Raw genomic sequence first — 19,139 nt, 5'->3', positions numbered from 1 at the left:
TTGGAACTGAAAGCCGCCTTTAGGCGGCTATTGAACTGGGGCCGCGTTAGCGACCCCACGTACCGCTTTGAGCGGTTCACAACATAAAGCCCCCGGCTTTGCCGGGGGATATTTACTTTCATTTACGAGGAATACACGATGGCGGTAGGTCGCTGCGATTTTCCGATCATGCCGGAGATTCCCGGCATTCGTTTGGGCACCGTTTGCGCGGGCATCAAGCAGACGGTCAGGGACGATCTGTTGGTGTTTGAGATGGCCGAACAAGGCAGCTGCGCCGCGGTATTTACGCAGAATGCCTTCTGCGCCGCGCCGGTGCAGGTCGCCCGAGACCATTTGGCATCGAAGCCACGCTGGCTGCTGATTAATTCCGGCAACGCGAACGCGGGCACCGGCAGGCAAGGCCTGCAGGATGCGCTGACCTCCTGCGAACTCCTGGCGCAGCTTACCGGCGGCTCCGCCGGACAGGTGTTGCCGTTTTCGACCGGCGTCATCGGCCAGCCGCTGCCAATCGATAAGATCGGCTCTGCCTTGCCCGATGCGGTGCGCAATCTCAATCCTGCAAGCTGGAACAAGGCCGCCAAGGCGATCATGACGACCGATACGTTTCCGAAGGGCGTCAGTCAAACCCTGGAGATCGACGGCCGGACGATCACTTTCAACGGCATCGCCAAGGGTGCCGGCATGATCCAGCCGAACATGGCGACGATGCTGTCGTTCATCGGCACCGACGCGAAGATCGGCAGCGCCTTGTTGCAGCAATGCCTTAAGCGCGCCGCCGAACTGTCCTTCAACCGGATCACGGTCGACGGCGACACCTCGACCAATGACGCGCTGGTCGTGATGGCCAGCGGGCTTTCCGCCGCTCCGGAAATTTTGCCGGATAGCGAACATTACACTCGCTTCGCCGATGCCTTGCTGGATGTGTGCAAGCGCCTGGCCGAAGCGATCGTCCGGGACGGCGAGGGCGCGACCAAACTGATGCGCATCGTGGTCGAGGAAGCGCAAAGCGATGAAGAAGCGGTCCGCGTCGCGAAAACGATCGCGCATTCGCCCCTGGTCAAGACCGCATTTTTCGCGAGCGACCCGAACTGGGGACGCATTCTGGCTGCGGTCGGACGCGCCGGCGTCGACAACATGGTGCTGGAAAACATTCGGATCTTTCTGGACGACGTCTGCATCGTCCGTGAAGGCGGACGCGCCGACGACTACACCGAGGAAGCGGGACAACAGGTGATGGACCGCGAAGAAATCCGCGTGACGGTCAAATTGGGCCGGGGCGATGCCCGTCAGGAAGTGTTGACCTGCGATTTCTCCTACGACTATGTCCGGATCAATGCGGAATATAGGACCTGACCGGCATCCGGCATTCGGAATCCAAGTGAGTCATTTGCAAAAAGCAGAGCCCAAAGCCTTGCAAGTCGCTGTCGGAGTGATCAAAAGCACGGACGGCAAAATATTGATCGCCAAGCGCGATGAATCCTTGCATCAAGGCGGCTTATGGGAGTTTCCGGGAGGCAAGATCGAAGCAGGCGAAACGCCCGAACAGGGATTGTTCAGAGAACTCAAGGAAGAACTGGATCTCGAAGTGAATACGGCGGCGCCCTTGATAACGATCAATCATCATTATCCCGATCGAGCCGTCACCTTGCGGGTATTTTTAGTCGATCGGTTTTCCGGCATCCCAAAGGGCTGCCAGGGCCAGCCTATTCTTTGGGTCGAGCCAGACAGCCTGGGCAATTTCACCTTCCCTGCCGCCAATCGGCCGGTCGTAACCGCCGCCCTGCTCCCGCCTTATTATGCAATCCTCGACGATCAAGTTAACAGCGATCCGATGCATGATTTGCATAAACTACTGGCAAACGGAATCAAACTGATTCAGGCGCGTCTGAAAACCTCATCACGCGCCCGTATCGTTGAGTTTTTGTCCGCAGCTTACCCGCTTTGCCGCGAACATGATACAGTTCTATTGATCAACTCCGCGGTGAATTTCGGCAACGCAACAGTCGACGGTCTGCACTTGACCTCCAACGATTTGCTCTCTTTGCGGAAACGGCCATCTGGTTGCCAATGGGTCGGCGCTTCGTGTCACACGCTTTCGGAACTCGAACATGCCCAAAGCATCGGCGCTGATTTTGCGGTTCTGGCGCCCGTGTTGCCGACCCTTACTCATCCGGAGGCCGCCGCCCTGGGTTGGGATGGATTCGCCGCCCTGGCCGGACAAATCAACATTCCGGTGTATGCCTTGGGTGGCTTGACAAAGGAAGACCTGAATGCGGCCCGCCTTGCCGGCGCACAAGGCATCGCCGGGATCAGGGCATTCATCGGCTAGCTTAACCGAGTTTGGTTAGTAGTATGCCGAGCTATCTTCCGTTTCCCCCGTATCATCATTGTGCAACTCTTCGGAAATCCGGTTTTCTTCGGCGGCCCAGGCACCCAAATCGATTAATTTACAGCGTTCGGAACAGAACGGCTTGAACGGATAATCCGCTGTCCATGCCACCGAACGCCTGCAAACCGGACACTTGACTATCAATGGCGCGCGTTTTGCTGTCATCCGAACTGGCAGCAAGATAAGGTGAAAGGTACGTCGTCGCGGCTTTGCACAGGACGTTTTTCGTCATGGGAAGGTTCCATGAAACGTATGGTACATCGATGCTTGCCGCCGCTAATCTCGGCAAAATAACACAGTTGCTTATCCAGGCTGACTTTCAACAGCTGATACGGCTGGCTGCGATCCAGGGAAATCTGAAAAAAGCCGGCCGTGGCGCTTTCTTGCCTATCATGGCTGCTATTGCGAATCAGATTCAGGGTCAGATCGATCGCATTTCTGATGTCATTGAATGGAATGCTCCATTGTTGCAGGTCTTTCAAGCGGATCGACTCGTCTTGTTCCAACCAGTAATGAAACTCGGGTAAATCGAAAGAACAGGTGCCGCCGGGAATCGAACTGCGTTGCGCGATGCTTTGAAACAGATCGCTTTCCATTACGTGGACGCCGATTTTGCCGCTCGACGCGTAAAGGTTCTTGCTAATCTGGCTCACACTTTTGAGTAACTGATCCAGTTTTTCGATATCAACGCCCTGGCTATGGGAAAGCCTGCTCAGAGCTTTGCCTTGGCGATCCAGTTCTTTGAGAAGTTCCGACTTCAAATCGTTGCGGCTGAAGATCGACATGATATCCAGCAACACATTCAACGCCGCACGTTTGTCCCAAACGGACACCCCGGTTGCAAAATGATTGAATTGTTTAAAAAGCTGTTCGAGCCTAATGAAAACCCGGATACGCTCGTTGAGAGGGAATTCATAAGTGATTTTGTTGGTCACAGGTAAGTTGATGCTGACAGGCGCTTAAATAGATGTATAAATTGTGCAGTTTTTTGACTTGTTCTGCAAGTGTATTGTCGGCTTGCGCATTGTTCAACAGGTCGTCCGCATGTGAGCGGCGATAATCCCGGGTAACCTGACTGCCGATGATCGATTTGACGATCTCAATGGTCAGCTTGTCTCTTTTCTTGACGCGGTCAATTTGCAATTCGAGCGGGCAATCCACGACAAGAATCCGATCGACGATCGACTCCATTTTGGTTTCGAATAATAGCGGAATACTAATGATGCAGTAAGGTGAGTCCAACTGTCCGGTCTTTGCGATTAAAGCCGCAAAAATCAAGGGGTGCAGAATGGCTTCAAGTTTAAGTTTTTGCGTGGCATCGGCAAAAATAATTTGCTTGAGGCGGCAACGATCGAGTGAACCGTCAGAATTCAAGACTTGCGGGCCGAATTCTTCACGAATTCGATCCAGAGCCGGCTGACCCTTTTCGGTTAATTCACGCCCGACCTGATCGGCATCGAGGATTGGAACGCCCATGCCGGCAAACAGATTCGCGATTGTCGTTTTGCCACAGCCGATGCCGCCTGTCAGTCCCACTTTTAGCATGATGAAGAGCTATCAAAGACCAACCGAGCCGAGATAGAGGCGATTGATAGTATCGCCCCATAGCAGCGCAATCCAGCCGGCAATAGCCAGATAGGGCCCGAACGGGATCGGCGCGGTATGATCGCGTTTTGCGAAAATGATCGAAGCGATGCCGAACACGGCGCCGGTCAACGTGGAAAGCAGAATGATCGCAGGCAGACTTTGCCATCCAAGCCAGGCACCGAACACAGCCAACAGTTTAAAGTCGCCAAATCCCATCCCTTCCTTGCCGGTAGCCAGTTTAAATAGATGAAATACAATCCAGAGCGAGCTATAGCCGGCAGCCGCGCCAATGATGCTGGAATGCGCATCGGTATAGATTCCGAACAAGCTGAGTAACACACCGACCCACAGCACCGGCAGAGTGATCGAATCGGGCAACAGATGATGATCTATATCGATAAAACTCAAGGCGATCAGAGACCAGGTCAAAAAGAGCGCGAAAAAGGTTTGCAGAGTGTAGCCGAAATGCCAGGCGACCACGGCGGACAGTACGGCGGTGAACAGTTCGATCGCGGGATAACGCCAGGATATGCCGGCGCCGCAATGCGCACACTTGCCTTTCAAAAACAGATAGCTCAACACTGGGATATTTTGATAGGGCTTGATCGGCGTCTTGCATGACGAGCAGCGCGATAAAGGCAGCACCAGATCAAAAGGCTCTTCCTCAGTTAATTGCACCTTTCCGACGCTTTGCGCCGCCGGCACGGCCTCCGGCGTAAGCTCCAAAAATTCGATGCATTCCTTGCGCCACCCCAGGTACATCATGATCGGCAGCCGGTAGATTACCACATTCAGAAAACTGCCGACCATCAGGCCAATGATAAAAACGATATAAGGTAAAAAATCGCTCAGTACTGTCATGTAATATAAATCAATATTTCCGTATCGTTGATGAGGGTATCGACAAACCGCAATACGGTTCAGCCGATCGCAGCTCCTAACTTGAAAATAGGCAGATACATCGCGATCAAAAGGCTTCCGACCAATACGCCGAGGATGGCCATGATCAAAGGCTCCATCAGGCTACTCAAATTGTCGATCAAATTGTCGACTTCTTCTTCATAAAAATCCGCGACCTTGGCGAGCATCGCATCCATCGAACCGGATTCTTCGCCGATCGCGACCATTTGCTGAACCATGTGCGGGAACAAACTGGTTTGCTGCATCGCAAACTGCAGTCGCTGCCCGGTTGCGACTTCCTCGCGCATCTTCATGACCGCTTCGGCGTAGACTATATTACCACAAGCGCCGGCAACCGACTCCAGGGCCTCGACGAGCGGCACCCCGGCCGTCGACATCGTCGACAAGGTTCTGGCGAAGCGCGCGATCGCCGATTTATTCAGAATCATCCCGACGACCGGCACCTTCAGCAAGGTTCTATCCAGGTAGTGGTTAAAGGCATAGGAACGTTTTTGGAAGTAAAAAAAGCTATAAACGACGCCGCCGATCGTTCCGAACAGTATCCACCACCAGCTTCTGAGCCACTTCGACATATTGATGAACATTTGCGTAAAAGCCGGCAAATCCGCGCCGAAGCTTTTGAACAGATCTTCGAACACCGGCACCACGAACATCAGCAGGATGGTCGTCACAATCACCGCGACGACGATGACCGCGATCGGGTAGGTTAGCGCTTTCTTGATCTTCTTCTTGATCGATTCGGTCTTTTCTTTGTAAGTCGCAATTTTATCGAGCAGGGCCTCCAATACCCCCGCCTGTTCGCCCGATTCAACCAAATTGCAGAACAATTCATCGAAATACAACGATTTTTCGCGCAAGGCTTGCGCCAGGGTGTTGCCGCCTTCGATGCTGGCCTTGATCGACAACAGCATCTCCTGCATGCTCGGATTCTCATGGCCCTTGCCGATGATATCGAAAGACTGAACCAGGGGCACGCCAGCCCCGAGCATCGTCGCGAGTTGCCTCGCAAACACAGCAATATCGGCCGGCGTTATTTTTTGGACTTTCTTGAATAAGGGTTTCGGTTTTTTCTTGATTTTCAGGACGCGATAGCCTTGACGTTTTAAATCGGCTTTGGCGATCGTCACGCTAAGCGCCGCAATGGGACGTTTTTTGATTTTATTGCCGGCCTTATCGACGCCGTCCCAAAGAAAATCGATTTGTTCAGCTTGTTGTGCCATTTTATTTATTCCTTGGTAACCCGGTCAATTTCTTCAATACTGGTGACGCCCTGACGCACCTTGTTCAGACCGGAAGCCCGCAAATCGTTGATGCCCTCCGCCTTGGCCTGCTCGGCCAACTGCATCGCGTTACCTCCTTCCAGAATCAATCTGCGCATGTTTTCGCTCAGCGTCATTACCTGATAGATACCGACCCGGCCCTTGTAACCGTTAGTACAGTGCTCGCAACCCACGGGGTTATAGATTTGCAGGGTTTTCAATTCTTCTTTCCTGAATCCGGTCGAAATCAGCAGGCTTTCCGGATAATCGGCGGGCTCTTTACAATGCTGGCATAAGCGTCTCGCCAGCCGCTGCGCCATGATCAGATTGATCGATGACACGATATTGAACGCGGGAATCCCCATCTGCATCAAGCGGTTCAAGGTTTGCGGCGCATCGTTTGTATGCAGGGTGGAAAGCACCAAGTGGCCGGTTTGTGCGGCTTTGATCGCGATCTCGGCGGTTTCGAGGTCGCGAATCTCGCCGACCATGATCACGTCCGGGTCCTGGCGCAGAAAGGCGCGCAAAGCGCCGGCGAAGGTCAAGCCGGCCTTCACGTTCATATTGACTTGATTGATGCCTTCTACGGTAATTTCGACCGGATCTTCCGCGGTCGATATATTGCGTTCGATTGTGTTCAGTATATTCAGCCCGGTGTACAGCGACACGGTCTTGCCGCTGCCGGTGGGCCCGGTGACCAGCACCAGTCCATAGGGACGGTTAATCGCTTCCAGGAAAAGGTTTTGTTGATCGGGTTCGAAACCGAGCTTTTCGATACCCAATTGCGCGCTGGTCGGATCGAGAAGACGCATGACCACTTTTTCGCCAAACAGGGTCGGACAGGTATTGACTCGGAAATCCAGCGTACGGTGCTTGGACACGACCAATTTGATCCGCCCGTCCTGGGGCACCCGGCGTTCGGCGATATCGAGCCTGGACATCACCTTGATACGGGAAATGATTTTGGTGGCTACCGAGGCCGGAGGGCTGGCGACCTCATGCAGCATGCCGTCGGTGCGGAAACGGATACGGAAGTTTTTTTCGTAGGGCTCGAAATGAATATCGGAAGCGCCTTTTTTAACTGAGTCAAGCAGAATTTTATTGACGAAGCGGACAATCGGCGCGTCATCGATATCCGAATTTGCTTCGTTTTTTGCGGCTTCGTCTTCAACGTTGGAAATCGCCAGATTATCGAGGTCTTCATCGAGCAAAGCGGTCATCGACGTATCGGGAGCCTCTAGCGCGATTTCAATCGCCTTGATCAGCTTATCTTCCTCGACTACGATGCTTTCGGGATGCAACCGGCTTTGAAACTTGATTTCGTCAAACGGCTGTTGGTTTGTCGGGTCGGCTACCGCAATGAAAATAGTTTTGCCGCGAGCGAACAGAGGCAAGACTTGATGTTTGCGGATCGATTTTTCATTGATCAATTTGACAGGCAGCGTTTTTAAATCAATCGCATCCAGATCGAAGAAAGGAACGCCGAATTCGGCGGAAGCGGCAGACGCAATGGTTCTGCCGCTGACCAATTTATTGGCTACCAGATAACTGACCAGAGAAACTTGCTTTTTTCCCGCTTCCTGAATATGGGTTCGTGCCTCGCCTTCCGAAAGCAAACCATTCTGTATCAGGCATTTGGCAATGCCGCTAAAGTGAAATTCGATTGTCGGTGTAGCCATCGCTAGTGTGAACATCCAAAGAGAGTTTGATACCTAATATAGATGATCGGCCAGCAACTGCAAGGCAGACGCGAAAAAGAAAGCGATTCTATGTCACAAATCGACTCATCTTACAAAGCTTGAATTTTCCGGCGCTGCTGTTCGAGATTGTCCAAGGACGAGCGCAGTTCAGCCAGTTTTTGTTCCTCTTTCTTCAATACCTCGGCCGGTGCCTTGTTTACAAAGTCAGGATTGTTCAACTTGCCTTCAACGCGCGGCAGATCCTTCTGAATTTTTTGAATTTCCTTGTCCAGGCGCGCCAGTTCGGCATCCTTGTCGATCAGGCCCGCCATCGGGATCAGGATTTTCAAACCGCCGACCAACGCGATCGCCGATTCCGGCGCGGCATCCGAATCGGCCAGCCAGATGGCCGATTCGAGACGCCCGAGCTTATGCAAATAGATGCTGCTGTTCGCAAAAAATGCCTTATCCTGCTCGCTGCCGTTTTGCAGCAACAGCGCTAGCGGCTTGCCCGGCGCGATGTTCATCTCGCCGCGAATCCGGCGCACGCCGAGGATGAAATTCATCACCCAGTCGACTTCGGCGACCGCCGCGCTGTCGGCCCGCGCAGGGTCTACGGCCGGATACGGCTGCAGCATGATAGTCTCGTCCTTGATGCCGGCCAGCGGCGCGACCCGCTGCCAGATTTCCTCAGTGATGAACGGAATGATTGGATGCGCGAGCCGCAGTGAAGTTTCGAGCACCGTGACCAAGGTCTTGCGCGTGCCGCGCTGCAAAGCCGAATCGTCCGCTTGCAGCGAAATCTTCGCCAGTTCCAGATACCAGTCGCAGAATTCATTCCAGATGAATTCGTAGATCGCCTGCGCGGCCAGGTCGAAGCGGTAGTTGTCGATCGCGTGGCGAGTCGATTCGGTCACTTGATTCAGCCGGGCAAGAATCCAGCGGTCGACCTGCGTCAACCGGCAAGGCTCGCCCGATAAGCCGTTATCCTGTCCCTCGGTGTTCATCAATACAAAACGCGCCGCATTCCAGAGTTTGTTGCAGAAGTTCCGGTAGCCTTCGGTCCGCGCCAGATCGAAACGAATGTCGCGCCCGGTCGAGGCCAGCGATGCAAAGGTGAAGCGTAATGCATCGGTGCCGAACGACGCAATGCCGTCCGGAAACTGCTTACGCGTCGCCTGCTCGATTTTTTTCGCCAGATGCGGCTGCATCATGCCCGAAATCCGTTTCGCGACCAGGCTCTCGAGGTCGATGCCGTCGATGATGTCGATCGGATCGAGCACGTTGCCTTTCGATTTGGACATTTTCTGGCCTTCCGCGTCGCGCACCAGGCCGTGGATGTAAACTTCCTTGAACGGCACCTGGCCTTGGAATTTCAGTCCCATCATGATCATCCGGGCCACCCAGAAGAAAATGATGTCGAAGCCGGTGACCAAGACACTGGTCGGATAATGGCGCGCCAGCTCCGGAGTTTGCTCCGGCCAGCCCAGGGTTGAGAACGGCCACAACGCCGACGAGAACCAGGTATCCAGCACGTCTTCGTCCTGGCGCAGCGGATAATCCGCCGGCAGATGATGCTGCTCGCGGACCGCCTGTTCGGAGCGGCCGACATAGGTATTGCCGGCCTCGTCATACCAGGCCGGAATCCGGTGCCCCCACCAGATCTGCCGGGAGATGCACCAGTCCTGGATGTTGCGCATCCACTCGAAATAGGTGTTTTTCCAGTTGTCCGGCACGAACTTGATGTCGCCGTTCTCGACCGCCTCGATCGCGGGCCCTGCGAGCGGCGCCACCCTGACATACCATTGATCGGTCAGGAACGGCTCGATCACCGCGCCGGTGCGGTCGCCGCGCGGCACCATCAGCTTGTGGTCGGCGATCTTTTCGAGTAAGCCTTGCGCTTCGAGGTCCGCGACGATCTGCTTGCGCGCCTCGAAGCGGTCCAGGCCGCGGTATTTTTCCGGAATCAGCTCATCATCCGCAACGCTTGCATCGCGGGTGAAGATGTTGATCAGGCCGCCGTGCGGCAGGTTCTGGATTACCGTGTTCGCCCGGTGCCGGTTCCAGACTTCGTAGTCGTTGAAATCGTGCGCCGGCGTGATCTTCACGCAACCGGTGCCGAATTCGGGATCGACATAGTCGTCCGCAATCAACGGAATCTTGCGCCCGGTCAACGGCAGTTCCAGAAATTCGCCGAGCAGGTGTTTATAGCGCTCGTCGCCGGAATGGATCGCGACCGCCGCGTCGCCGAGCAAGGTTTCAGGTCGCGTGGTCGCGACGATCAAATGCCCCTGCCCGTTCGACAACGGATAGCGGATATGCCACATCGAGCCGTTTTCTTCCTCCGAAAGCACTTCGAGGTCGGAAACCGCGGTATGCAGCACCGGGTCCCAATTGACCAGGCGCTTACCGCGGTAAATCAGGCCTTCCTCATAAAGTCGAACGAACACTTCCTGCACAGCATCGGACATGCCCTGATCCATCGTAAACCGTTCCCGGCTCCAATCGACCGACGAGCCCATCCGGCGCAGTTGTCGGGTGATCATGCCGCCTGACTCTTCCTTCCATTGCCAGATCCGCTCGACGAATTTCTCGCGCCCGTAATCGTGACGGGTTTTGCCCTCGGCATTGCACAGGCGTTCGACGACCATCTGCGTCGCGATGCCGGCATGGTCGGTGCCGACCTGCCATAAGGTACTTTGGCCCTGCATTCGGTGGTAACGGATCAAGGCGTCCATGATCGTGTCCTGAAACGCATGCCCCATGTGCAGGCTGCCGGTCACATTCGGCGGCGGAATCATGATGCAGTAGGATTCGCCTTCGGGTTCGGCCGCGAAATAGCCGCTTTCTTCCCAGGTGTTATACCAGCGTTGTTCGATTGCGTGAGGGGCGTATGTTTTATCCATTAACGAGTTATGATTTACGAAGCAAAAAATGGGATCAGTTACGGAGGCGGAGTCAAATGTCGTGGGTGACGACCGCGATGCCGGACTGTTGATAGCGGCGGTAACGCAGTCTGCCTTCCGCTTTAATTTCGGGATTGTCGTCGATAATTTCCAGGATGCGTTCAGCCCGATCGATCTGCTGCGGCCCTTGCATGGACAGGTTGATGATCACCCCTTGCCAACGCTCCGGCGGCACGAGAGAACCAATCAAAATCACGTTGTCGACGGCGGGCAATTCCCCTTCATAGCGTTGATGGGGAATGAAACTGCCCGCCCGGAAAGTCCACAGCAAATCATCGAGCCGCTCAGCCTGGGCATCGTTATCGGTCAGCACATAGCAATAGCTGCCGCTACGGTAAACCTTTTCGACCAGTCTGCAGGCGAACAGCAAGCGCTGTGGTTCGGCGTCGGAAGCCAGCACATAGAACGTAACTTCGGGCATCGATCCTGAAATATAGATCTAGGCCTTTTGGCTGCGGTTGATCAGATACTGGCACAGCAGCGGTACCGGCCGGCCGGTCGCGCCTTTGTTAGAACCGGTGCGCCAGGCCGTGCCGGCGATGTCCAAATGCGCCCAGCGGAAGTTTTCGGCGAAGCGCGCGAGGAAACAGGCGGCGGTAATCGTGCCCGCATCCTTGCCGCCGACATTGGCCATGTCCGCAAACGGCGACTTCAGCAATTCCTGATATTCTTCCCAGAGTGGCAAGCGCCAGACGCAGTCGACCGCGGTTTCGCTCGCTGCGATGAGGTCATTGCACAAATCGTCATCATTACCGAGCAAACCGCTCGGCACGCGACCGAGCGCGACCAGGCAGGCGCCGGTCAGGGTCGCCATGTCGATCACCACGTCCGGATTGAAGCGTTCCGCATAGGTCAGGGTATCGCAGAGAAGCAGCCGGCCTTCCGCATCGGTATTCAAAATTTCGATCGTCTTGCCGGATAGGCTGGTCACGATGTCGCCCGGCTTGTTCGCATCGCCGTCCGGCAAATTTTCGGAAGACGGCACCAGGCCGATCACGTTCAGCGGTAGCTCCATTTCGGCGGCGGCCTGCAGCACGCCTAGGACGGTCGCGCCGCCGCACATGTCGTATTTCATTTCATCCATGCCGAGCGCCGGCTTCAGCGAAATGCCGCCCGCGTCGAAGGTCAGGCCCTTGCCGATCAGCACGACCGGTTTGCTGTTGCGCTCGCCGCCCTGATAATCCAGCACGATCAATTTGGCCGGTTGCCGGCTGCCGCGCGAGACCGACAGCAAAGACCCCATGCCTAATGCCTCCATTTCGGCTTCCTCGAGGATATTCACAGTCAATTTGTCGAAGCGGCCGAGCTCCAGGGCCTGTTCAGCTAGATAGGAAGGCGTGCAGACATTGCCGGGCAAATCGCCGAGCAACTTGGTCAAATCCATCGCCGCCGCAATCGCCTTGCCCTGCGTCAAACCGGACTGTGCTTGGCTAAACTCGCTAGCCGAAGCGGTAATCGCGATGCGTTGCAGTTTCGAATCGGCTTCCTTTTCGGCTTTCAACTGGGTAAACTGATAAACTGAATCGTTGAAGACTTCGACGATCTGCCGCGTCTTCCAGGTCAAATCGGCGCCTCTGACCTCGGCTTCAGCAAGACAGCAAACGACCGATTTGACGATCGTCTTTTTGAGTCCATTGGCCGCGGACGCCAAGGCCTTGCGATAGGTTTTGGCCGACAGGGCGTCTTTTTTTCCGAGTCCGGCGAGCAGCAGCCGCTCGATGCCGCACTCGGGCAACGCATTGACCAGCACCGTTTCGCCGTTCTTGCCGGAAAGATCGCCGCGTTCGACTATTTTCTTGACAAGCCCGTGGGTCAAGTTGTCGAGTGCGGCCGCAGCAGGCGTCAGCAGGCCATCCTGATAGATGCCGACAACGATACAATCACATTGCAGTTTTTCTATGGGCGCACTTTCTATAAAATAATCCATGGCTTTTTCTTTCTACCTAATCGCTTTCGGGTCGTCTTCCGCGCCGGAAAACAGAGTCCGCGCGGGTCAAAATTTGCAGCGATTATACACCACTTATCACGAATATGATTGAGGAGACGCGCTTGGAGGCAAATTGGCCGCAAGGCAATTATGCGGTACGCCGGCAACTGTTTGGCGTGCTGGACAGGATGATCTCGGAAGACTTGCTCAAAACGATGCTGTCGGTCTGGTCGGTGATCGTGGTGATTATCGTCAGCCGTAAATTCATCAAGGTGCTCGACCAGGCGATCGATGGGCAGATTTCGAATGATGCGCTGCTCAAGATTCTCGGCCTAAAAACGATCGTCGCCGGCGTGTCGTTTTTGCCTGCCGCCACCTTCATGGCGGTATTAATGGTGCTGGGCCGCATGTACCGCGATCAGGAAATGTCCGCGATACAATCCGCCGGCGCCGGCGCCGGCGCGATTTACCGTTCGGTGTTTCAATTCGTGATTCCAATGAGCCTTGCCGCCGCCGGCCTGTCGCTCTATGCCGCGCCCTGGGCGGAAGCGATGACGGAACAATTGATCAGCAAGGACAAACAAACCGCCGATATCCGCGGCATCGCGCCCGGCAAATTCAGCGAATACAGCGGCGGCGATCTGGTGTTTTATGTCGAGGACATTGACAAGGATAAAAAAATGTACAAGGTCTTTGTACAGCATCGGCAGAAGCACGGCGGGACTCTCGCCATCGTGAATGCCGAATCCGGCCGCCTGGAGGATTTGCCGGACGGCCGCTACATGATATTGGAACAGGGCGAGCGCATTCAGGGGCACCCCGGCGAGCTGAATCATGTGATCGAAGAATTTGCCGAATACGCGGTCAGAATCGAGGGCAAGGAAGCTCTTGCACGCGAGGTACGCGAAGCGGCGCCTAGCCGCCAGCTGTGGGGTTCGGACAAACTGCCCGACATCGCCGAGCTGCAGCGGCGCCTCGCGATTCCGTTAGGCGCCCTCCTGCTTAGCTTCATTGCCGTTCCCCTGGCCCAGTTATCTCCTCGCGGCGGCGTTTACGGCAATATCCTGACCGGCTTTCTGATCTTTTTTATTTACGGCAACCTCGAACGCGTCAGCCAGGCCTGGGTCATGAACGCGAAGATTGCGCCCTGGCTCGGCCCGACCAGTGTGTATGGATTGCTGATATTGATCGGCCTGATCTATCTGGCCCGGTTTTTCGGCTGGAAGTGGCTGATGTTCAAAATGAAGGAATTAAGATCCCAATGAACGTATTGACTAGCTATATGGCCAAAGAAATCCTGAAAGGCTCATTTCTGGCGATTGTGTTCCTTTTGACTCTGTTCAATCTGTTCACCTTTACCGACGAGATGAAGGATTTGGGCAAAGGCAGTTATGGACTGAAAGAAATCGGCTTATACCTTGCCCTAACCTCTCCGCGGGTGTTCTACGAACTGGTGCCCGCCTCGGCTCTACTCGGCAGTCTTTTCATCCTCGGTGCGATGGCCAACAACCGGGAACTGATTGCGATGCAGGCGGCCGGTTTATCGGTGCCCGGCATCATTCGCGCGGTGATGACCGCCGGCGCGATCCTGGTGATCATTTCGATAGTTGTCGGCGAGTATGTCGCGCCGATCGCCGAGCGCAAGGCGCAACTGATCAAGTCGACAGCCCAGCACAACCTGACTCCGATGCATTCGCTGTACGGTATCTGGCTGCGCGAAAACAATAAATTCATCAATGTGCGCAAGATCGAGGACAATGGCGATCTGGCCGACATCAGCATATATACGCTGAATGAGCGCAACCGGCTACAGAGCGAGTTGCACGCGGACCGGGCCAGCTTCTTGGGCAACAAACAATGGCAACTGAAACAGATCCGGCAATCGGACATTTCTAAGGAAAAGATGCAGGCGGCCGCCTTCTCCGAACAACGCCTGACCTCTTCGATCGCGCCGGACATTCTGAACATTACCGTGGTCAGCCCGGACAATCTGTCGATACTCGAATTGGCCAAATATGTCGACTTCCTGAAGCACAATCATCAAAAATCCCAGGTGTTCGAGTTGGCCTTATGGGGACGCCTGATCAATCCCTTCGTGACCTTTGTGATGTTGATGATTTCGGCGCCATTCGTGATCGGCGTCAGACGCGGCATCAGCGTCGGCGCACGGATGATCCTCGGCGTGATCATCGGCTTGGGATTCAACATACTCGACAAAATAGTCGGGCATTTGGGGCTTATTTATGAACTCAACGCCCCTTTTATCGCACTGTTGCCGAGTCTACTCACTTTCATAGTGGCTTACTTGACCTTGCGGCGCAGTTATACCTGACTTTTCGCTAATTTAACTGACCGGGAATTTCTGGTAACATCGGTGTTAGGCGGCAGTTTCGTCTGAACTATTAAGACACCGTTTGGATTCTGATCGGATCGCCTCCCCTATCAAATCCGCTGACATCATCCCTTCGAGGCGTTTTTTGGAATCACACGTATGAACAAACTCACAGCACTTTCCTTCAGCATTGGCATTCTGGCGGGCGCCGCGACATTCTTTGCGGTAGGCCCCCTCAACGGATACTTTTTCATCTGGGCAGCGACGATTCCTTGGGCCACGTATTTCGCACTCGGCGCCAATGAAACGGCCTTCAAGGGCGCGATTATATGCAGCATTTTCGGCGTCGTGATGGCCTGGATCACTGCTTTCCTGCTTCTGAATGTGCCCTCCGATGCAGTGCTCGGATTTCCGCTGATGGCGGCCTTGACCGTAACCGTTGCGGTAATCGTGATGTGTCTCGCCGCCAGTATTCCGCAACTGTCCGCGATCCCGGCCAGCGTGTTCGGCTATTCGATGACCTTTGCCTATCTGTTGCAAACGCCGGATAAAATGACGAAGGATGTTTTGCTCGGCATTTCGTTCAACAATCCGCTCGTAGTGATTTCGGTTTCGATCGTGATCGGAGTTTATCTCGGCAAGCTTTCCGCGCAATTGGCCGAAAAATGGACGACAACACAATAAACAGTTAAGAATTTGGCGAACTCCACCTCGACTTTTCGAGGCGGAAACATGGTCGGAACAGGCGCGGCTAAATTGGGAACGCCGCAAATCGCGACCCTCAGCAGGTTTTGCGAAGTAAAAATCCTGCTTTTTCAAAAATGAAAAATATTCTGTGCCAGAGATTTTCGGGATGTCACGAGGGAATTTTGATTATACGCCACGCTGCCAAGCCCCCCACGACTTATGATAATGCTCGGCCCTTTGAACGATGCAATTGGAGACAGAATGAAAGAATATAAAGTCGTGATTTATCAGGAAGGCCTGATCGGCTCCCTGCTGCTCGGCGCGTCGAAAGTCGATCCGATCCGGTTCAGCGAGTTTTTGAATAGTAACGCGCTGCAAGGTTGGCGCGTGGTCACGATGGAAAAAGACATCCGCCGCATGCTGCTGCTTTGGCGCCGCGAAGCTTATTTGGTCATCATGGAGCGGGATCGATGAGAACCGGCGCAATTACCTGTCTGGGCATTTTCGTTGCCTGGGTCTTCGTCGCGCTGCTGCAATTATGGTTCGATCTGTTGAGCGGGGAAATATTCTGGAAATTGACGGTGACCGCCGGCGCACTATTTGTCGTTGTGCTGGGTGTTTCTCTGGTGAGGCGCGAGTATATTGAGGAGAAAAAAATGAAGGATAACGGTTATATCGATAGCTAGCCGTCCTTTTTTATTTTACTCAGCCCAATTTCTGACTCTTTCTACCGCCTTCCGCCACTGTTTTTCGTGCGATTCGATTTCTTCTACCGGCATTGTTCCATGAAAAAAGCGATCGGCGCGCCATCTATTGGCAAGCTCTTCTAAAGTCCAGACACCCACGGCAATACCCGCAAGATAGGCCGCGCCCAACGCAGTCGTTTCGAGATACGCAGGACGCACAACTTTGAGCGCGGAAATATCACTTTGAAATTGGACGAGGAATTGATTGGCCGCGACGCCGCCGTCAACACGTAATTGACTGATCGGCCTGCCGCTGTCCGCGGCTAGAATTCGTAAGATGTCATCCACCTGAAATGCCACGCTTTCAAGTGCGGCGCGGGCGATATGCGCCGCGGTTGTGCCGCGGGTTAGGCCAAAGATCGCGCCGCGCGCGGCAGGGTCCCAAAAAGGCGCGCCGAGCCCGGTAAAGGCAGGTACGAAATAAACGCCCCCATTGTCGCTGACCGATGCCGCGAGATTTTCACTGTCGCCTGCATCCGCGAACAAATGCAGTTCGTCGCGCAGCCACTGGATCGCCGCGCCAGCGACAAAAACGCTGCCTTCCAGCGCATAGTCGATCCTCTCGCCAATCTTCCAGGCAATCGTAGTCAGCAGTCGATGGTTCGATACGATTTTTTCGGAACCTGTATTCATGACCAGAAAAGATCCGGTACCGTAGGTGCATTTGGCCATACCCGGCTCCACGCACAATTGTCCGAACAATGATGCCTGCTGGTCGCCGACGATAGCGGCGATCGGGATGCCTTCGCCGATCAAGGGATCACGCATCAAGCCATAGCATTCGCTCGACGATTTGACCTCAGGCAGCATCGCGGCCGGAATTTCGAACAAATCCAGCAATTCCTGATCCCAATTCAAGGTATCGATATTGAACAGCAAGGTTCTCGAAGCATTCGTAACGTCGGTGATATGCAGTTCACCCCGCGTCATCTTCCAGACTAGCCAGGAGTCGATGGTTCCGAATGCCAGTTCGCCTTGCCGAGCTTTGTCTAACGCGCCGTCCACATGCTCGAGAATCCAGCGAATCTTGGTCGCGGAGAAATACGGATCAAGCAGCAAGCCGGTTTTAACCTGCACGTTTTGTTCACAGCCGGCAGCTTTCAGCCGCGCGCAATGTTCGGTGGTGCGCCGGTCCTGCCATACGATCGCATTGTAGATTGGCTTGCCGTTTTTTCTGTCCCAAACGACGACCGTTTCGCGCTGATTAGTGATGCCTATCCCGGCAATATCGGCCGGTTGAAGATTCAGTTGCCGCATCGCGTCCAGGCATACCGCGGCCTGGGTTTGCCAGATTTCCTCGGGATCATGTTCGACCCAGCCGGGCTCCGGAAAAATTTGCCTGATTTCTCGCTGGGCAACGGCCTGCGTATTGCCGTCAAGATCGTAAAGCATGCATCGCGAACTGCTGGTGCCTTGATCGATGGCCATCACATAGCGCATGGTTTCACCCATTCAGTGCAAGCGGCCGATCCAACGCTATTTCAGTACATTCGATTCGGTTACGGCCCTTATTTTTGGCTTGATACATTGCCGAATCGGCCGTGTCGATCAAACGCGCCGCAGCCTCCGCGGTCGTCATCGGATGTTTTCGATCGGACTGATAAGTGGATAAACCTATCGACAAGGTGACCGGTACCGTGGTTTCGTTAAAAGTAATCTTTAGCGATTGTACGTTTCTACGAATCCGTTCGGCAATTTCAAAACCTTTGGATTGGTTGATATTGGTCAATAGCGCAATGAATTCCTCGCCGCCGTATCGGACCAGCACATCGTTGTTTCTTAGCTGACTTTTGATTGTTTTGGCGACGGTCGACAAAACTTTGTTCCCCACCTGATGACCGTACTTGTCATTGACCGATTTGAAATAGTCTATGTCCAGAAAAAGACAGGTCAAAGGGTCGTCGTTTCTCTGGCAACGGTCGAGTTCCTCGCCGATCCTCTGTTCGAGAAAGCGCCGATTATTGACGCCAGTCAGCGTATCGATATAGCTGGTGCGTCGGATCGTTTCGAGATTGAGATGGTTTTCGAAGCAGATACCGATGACCATGCCCAGGTATGCGATAAAATCGGTCGTTTTCGTGCAGGAAAAACGGTCCGACAGACAGCTACCCAAATTCAGCGTTCCAAAATATCGACCACGCCGGTACAATGGGATTATAGCGATACTCGAGGGAGACGCCTCAAGAAGAGGAGTAAAAAAATGCCCGAAATGCTCCAGATCGAAAGAGCCCACATAGGAGTGAGCCATGTAGCCGAATTTCGCTTTCAATAAATCCTTGTCGCAAAGCAGAACCATGCCTTGCTTATCGCTTAGATTGCAAGACTCTTCGCCGAGTATTCGGCTGAAGTCACCGTACTCATCATGTAAACAGAGCGTGACCTGATCGAGATCGAAAACCGCTTTCGCGTTGTCGAGAAAATACCCGATCATATCCGCCAGTGAGTTCAGACTGAACAAGCGCATTTCAAACGACTGAAAGTCCTTAAACATCAAACTGCTTTTCCTAACAGTATCGAACAGGCTACTGATGTGGCTTTCCAGTACGATCAAATCTGTTGTCAAGTCATTTTCCAACATAATCTCTCCACACCAAGTTCGCAGGTTGTCATAAGTATCGTGTTGAATTTTTAGCCGATTATTCTCCC

General features: G+C 54.1%; 18 protein-coding genes. 7 read left to right on the top strand and 11 right to left on the bottom strand.

Annotated elements, in window-relative coordinates:
* The first annotated feature begins 138 nt into the window (after positions 1 to 138).
* Positions 139 to 1,353: a bifunctional glutamate N-acetyltransferase/amino-acid acetyltransferase ArgJ gene (gene argJ, locus U2W12_RS09540; RefSeq protein WP_326500445.1), complete on the top strand. Its 1,215-nt coding sequence runs from the start codon at positions 139 to 141 to the stop codon at positions 1,351 to 1,353.
* 25 nt (positions 1,354 to 1,378) lie between these two features.
* A complete protein-coding gene (locus U2W12_RS09535) occupies positions 1,379 to 2,329 on the top strand; it encodes a Nudix family hydrolase (RefSeq protein ID WP_326500444.1) in 951 nt (316 codons plus the stop codon).
* 15 nt (positions 2,330 to 2,344) lie between these two features.
* Here U2W12_RS09535 and yacG read toward each other — a convergent pair whose 3' ends face one another.
* The 9 genes from yacG to U2W12_RS09490 form a co-directional block, all read right to left on the bottom strand.
* Positions 2,345 to 2,554 (bottom strand): DNA gyrase inhibitor YacG, encoded by a 210-nt coding sequence (yacG, locus tag U2W12_RS09530; RefSeq protein ID WP_326500443.1) that lies wholly within the window; start codon positions 2,552 to 2,554, stop codon positions 2,345 to 2,347.
* On the bottom strand, positions 2,551 to 3,324 hold the full coding sequence (gene zapD / locus U2W12_RS09525) for a cell division protein ZapD (RefSeq protein WP_326500442.1): 774 nt from the start codon (positions 3,322 to 3,324) through the stop codon (positions 2,551 to 2,553). Before zapD ends, yacG begins: the two co-directional genes overlap by 4 nt.
* Entirely contained in the window at positions 3,302 to 3,934 is a 633-nt protein-coding gene (gene coaE, locus U2W12_RS09520) for a dephospho-CoA kinase (protein WP_326500441.1), read from the bottom strand. Before coaE ends, zapD begins: the two co-directional genes overlap by 23 nt.
* A 12-nt stretch (positions 3,935 to 3,946) precedes the next feature.
* A complete protein-coding gene (locus U2W12_RS09515) occupies positions 3,947 to 4,837 on the bottom strand; it encodes an A24 family peptidase (RefSeq protein WP_326500440.1) in 891 nt (296 codons plus the stop codon).
* A 59-nt stretch (positions 4,838 to 4,896) separates the two neighbouring features.
* The gene (locus U2W12_RS09510; RefSeq protein ID WP_326500439.1) at positions 4,897 to 6,117 is read right to left on the bottom strand and encodes a type II secretion system F family protein; all 1,221 of its coding nucleotides are present in this window, start codon (positions 6,115 to 6,117) and stop codon (positions 4,897 to 4,899) included.
* 5 nt (positions 6,118 to 6,122) lie between these two features.
* Positions 6,123 to 7,835 (bottom strand): type IV-A pilus assembly ATPase PilB, encoded by a 1,713-nt coding sequence (gene pilB, locus U2W12_RS09505; RefSeq protein ID WP_326500438.1) that lies wholly within the window; start codon positions 7,833 to 7,835, stop codon positions 6,123 to 6,125.
* A gap of 110 nt (positions 7,836 to 7,945) precedes the next feature.
* Positions 7,946 to 10,741 (bottom strand): valine--tRNA ligase, encoded by a 2,796-nt coding sequence (locus tag U2W12_RS09500; RefSeq protein ID WP_326500437.1) that lies wholly within the window; start codon positions 10,739 to 10,741, stop codon positions 7,946 to 7,948.
* A gap of 52 nt (positions 10,742 to 10,793) precedes the next feature.
* Entirely contained in the window at positions 10,794 to 11,222 is a 429-nt protein-coding gene (locus U2W12_RS09495) for a DNA polymerase III subunit chi (protein ID WP_326500436.1), read from the bottom strand.
* Between the two features lie 18 nt (positions 11,223 to 11,240).
* The gene (locus U2W12_RS09490) at positions 11,241 to 12,728 is read right to left on the bottom strand and encodes a leucyl aminopeptidase (RefSeq protein ID WP_326500435.1); all 1,488 of its coding nucleotides are present in this window, start codon (positions 12,726 to 12,728) and stop codon (positions 11,241 to 11,243) included.
* 104 nt (positions 12,729 to 12,832) lie between these two features.
* Here U2W12_RS09490 and lptF point away from each other — a divergent pair, with 104 nt between their 5' ends.
* The 5 genes from lptF (at position 12,833) to U2W12_RS09465 (ending at position 16,433) form a co-directional block, all read left to right on the top strand.
* Positions 12,833 to 13,993 (top strand): LPS export ABC transporter permease LptF, encoded by a 1,161-nt coding sequence (gene lptF, locus U2W12_RS09485; protein WP_326500434.1) that lies wholly within the window; start codon positions 12,833 to 12,835, stop codon positions 13,991 to 13,993.
* Positions 13,990 to 15,060 (top strand): LPS export ABC transporter permease LptG, encoded by a 1,071-nt coding sequence (gene lptG, locus U2W12_RS09480; RefSeq protein WP_326500433.1) that lies wholly within the window; start codon positions 13,990 to 13,992, stop codon positions 15,058 to 15,060. The genes lptF and lptG overlap by 4 nt, the downstream gene beginning before the upstream one ends.
* Positions 15,061 to 15,219: 159 nt before the next feature.
* Positions 15,220 to 15,744 carry a DUF1097 domain-containing protein gene (locus U2W12_RS09475; protein ID WP_326500432.1) on the top strand — a complete coding sequence of 175 codons (525 nt, stop codon included), beginning with the start codon at positions 15,220 to 15,222 and terminating at the stop codon, positions 15,742 to 15,744.
* Positions 15,745 to 16,008: 264 nt separating this feature from the next.
* Positions 16,009 to 16,221: a DUF4177 domain-containing protein gene (locus U2W12_RS09470; RefSeq protein ID WP_326500431.1), complete on the top strand. Its 213-nt coding sequence runs from the start codon at positions 16,009 to 16,011 to the stop codon at positions 16,219 to 16,221.
* Positions 16,218 to 16,433 (top strand): hypothetical protein, encoded by a 216-nt coding sequence (locus U2W12_RS09465; protein WP_326500430.1) that lies wholly within the window; start codon positions 16,218 to 16,220, stop codon positions 16,431 to 16,433. Before U2W12_RS09470 ends, U2W12_RS09465 begins: the two co-directional genes overlap by 4 nt.
* Positions 16,434 to 16,448: 15 nt before the next feature.
* On the opposite strand, the gene glpK is transcribed toward U2W12_RS09465, so the two are convergent.
* Both glpK and U2W12_RS09455 read right to left on the bottom strand, forming a co-directional pair.
* Positions 16,449 to 17,933, bottom strand: a complete 1,485-nt coding sequence (gene glpK, locus U2W12_RS09460; protein ID WP_326500429.1) for a glycerol kinase GlpK — start codon at positions 17,931 to 17,933, stop codon at positions 16,449 to 16,451.
* Between the two features lie 4 nt (positions 17,934 to 17,937).
* Positions 17,938 to 19,056, bottom strand: coding sequence for a diguanylate cyclase (locus U2W12_RS09455; RefSeq protein WP_326500428.1), 1,119 nt, complete (start codon positions 19,054 to 19,056; stop codon positions 17,938 to 17,940).
* Between the last annotated feature and the right edge of the window lie 83 nt (positions 19,057 to 19,139).

Origin of the sequence: Methylomicrobium sp. Wu6 (assembly GCF_035916875.1) — a bacterium.
GTDB lineage: Bacteria > Pseudomonadota > Gammaproteobacteria > Methylococcales > Methylomonadaceae > Methylomicrobium.
This window is presented reverse-complemented; position numbering and strand designations above follow the sequence as displayed.

Excerpts from the sequence above, each read along its gene's own strand:
- argJ (WP_326500445.1), top strand. The coding sequence starts at position 139 with ATGGCGGTAGGTCGCTGCGATTTTCCGATCATGCCGGAGATTCCCGGC.
- yacG (WP_326500443.1), bottom strand. The coding sequence starts at position 2,554 with ATGACAGCAAAACGCGCGCCATTGATAGTCAAGTGTCCGGTTTGCAGG.
- coaE (WP_326500441.1), bottom strand. The coding sequence starts at position 3,934 with ATGCTAAAAGTGGGACTGACAGGCGGCATCGGCTGTGGCAAAACGACA.
- U2W12_RS09515 (WP_326500440.1), bottom strand. The coding sequence starts at position 4,837 with ATGACAGTACTGAGCGATTTTTTACCTTATATCGTTTTTATCATTGGC.
- U2W12_RS09510 (WP_326500439.1), bottom strand. The coding sequence starts at position 6,117 with ATGGCACAACAAGCTGAACAAATCGATTTTCTTTGGGACGGCGTCGAT.
- pilB (WP_326500438.1), bottom strand. The coding sequence starts at position 7,835 with ATGGCTACACCGACAATCGAATTTCACTTTAGCGGCATTGCCAAATGC.
- U2W12_RS09500 (WP_326500437.1), bottom strand. The coding sequence starts at position 10,741 with ATGGATAAAACATACGCCCCTCACGCAATCGAACAACGCTGGTATAAC.
- U2W12_RS09495 (WP_326500436.1), bottom strand. The coding sequence starts at position 11,222 with ATGCCCGAAGTTACGTTCTATGTGCTGGCTTCCGACGCCGAACCACAG.
- U2W12_RS09490 (WP_326500435.1), bottom strand. The coding sequence starts at position 12,728 with ATGGATTATTTTATAGAAAGTGCGCCCATAGAAAAACTGCAATGTGAT.
- lptF (WP_326500434.1), top strand. The coding sequence starts at position 12,833 with ATGATTGAGGAGACGCGCTTGGAGGCAAATTGGCCGCAAGGCAATTAT.
- lptG (WP_326500433.1), top strand. The coding sequence starts at position 13,990 with ATGAACGTATTGACTAGCTATATGGCCAAAGAAATCCTGAAAGGCTCA.
- U2W12_RS09475 (WP_326500432.1), top strand. The coding sequence starts at position 15,220 with ATGAACAAACTCACAGCACTTTCCTTCAGCATTGGCATTCTGGCGGGC.
- U2W12_RS09470 (WP_326500431.1), top strand. The coding sequence starts at position 16,009 with ATGAAAGAATATAAAGTCGTGATTTATCAGGAAGGCCTGATCGGCTCC.
- U2W12_RS09465 (WP_326500430.1), top strand. The coding sequence starts at position 16,218 with ATGAGAACCGGCGCAATTACCTGTCTGGGCATTTTCGTTGCCTGGGTC.
- glpK (WP_326500429.1), bottom strand. The coding sequence starts at position 17,933 with ATGCGCTATGTGATGGCCATCGATCAAGGCACCAGCAGTTCGCGATGC.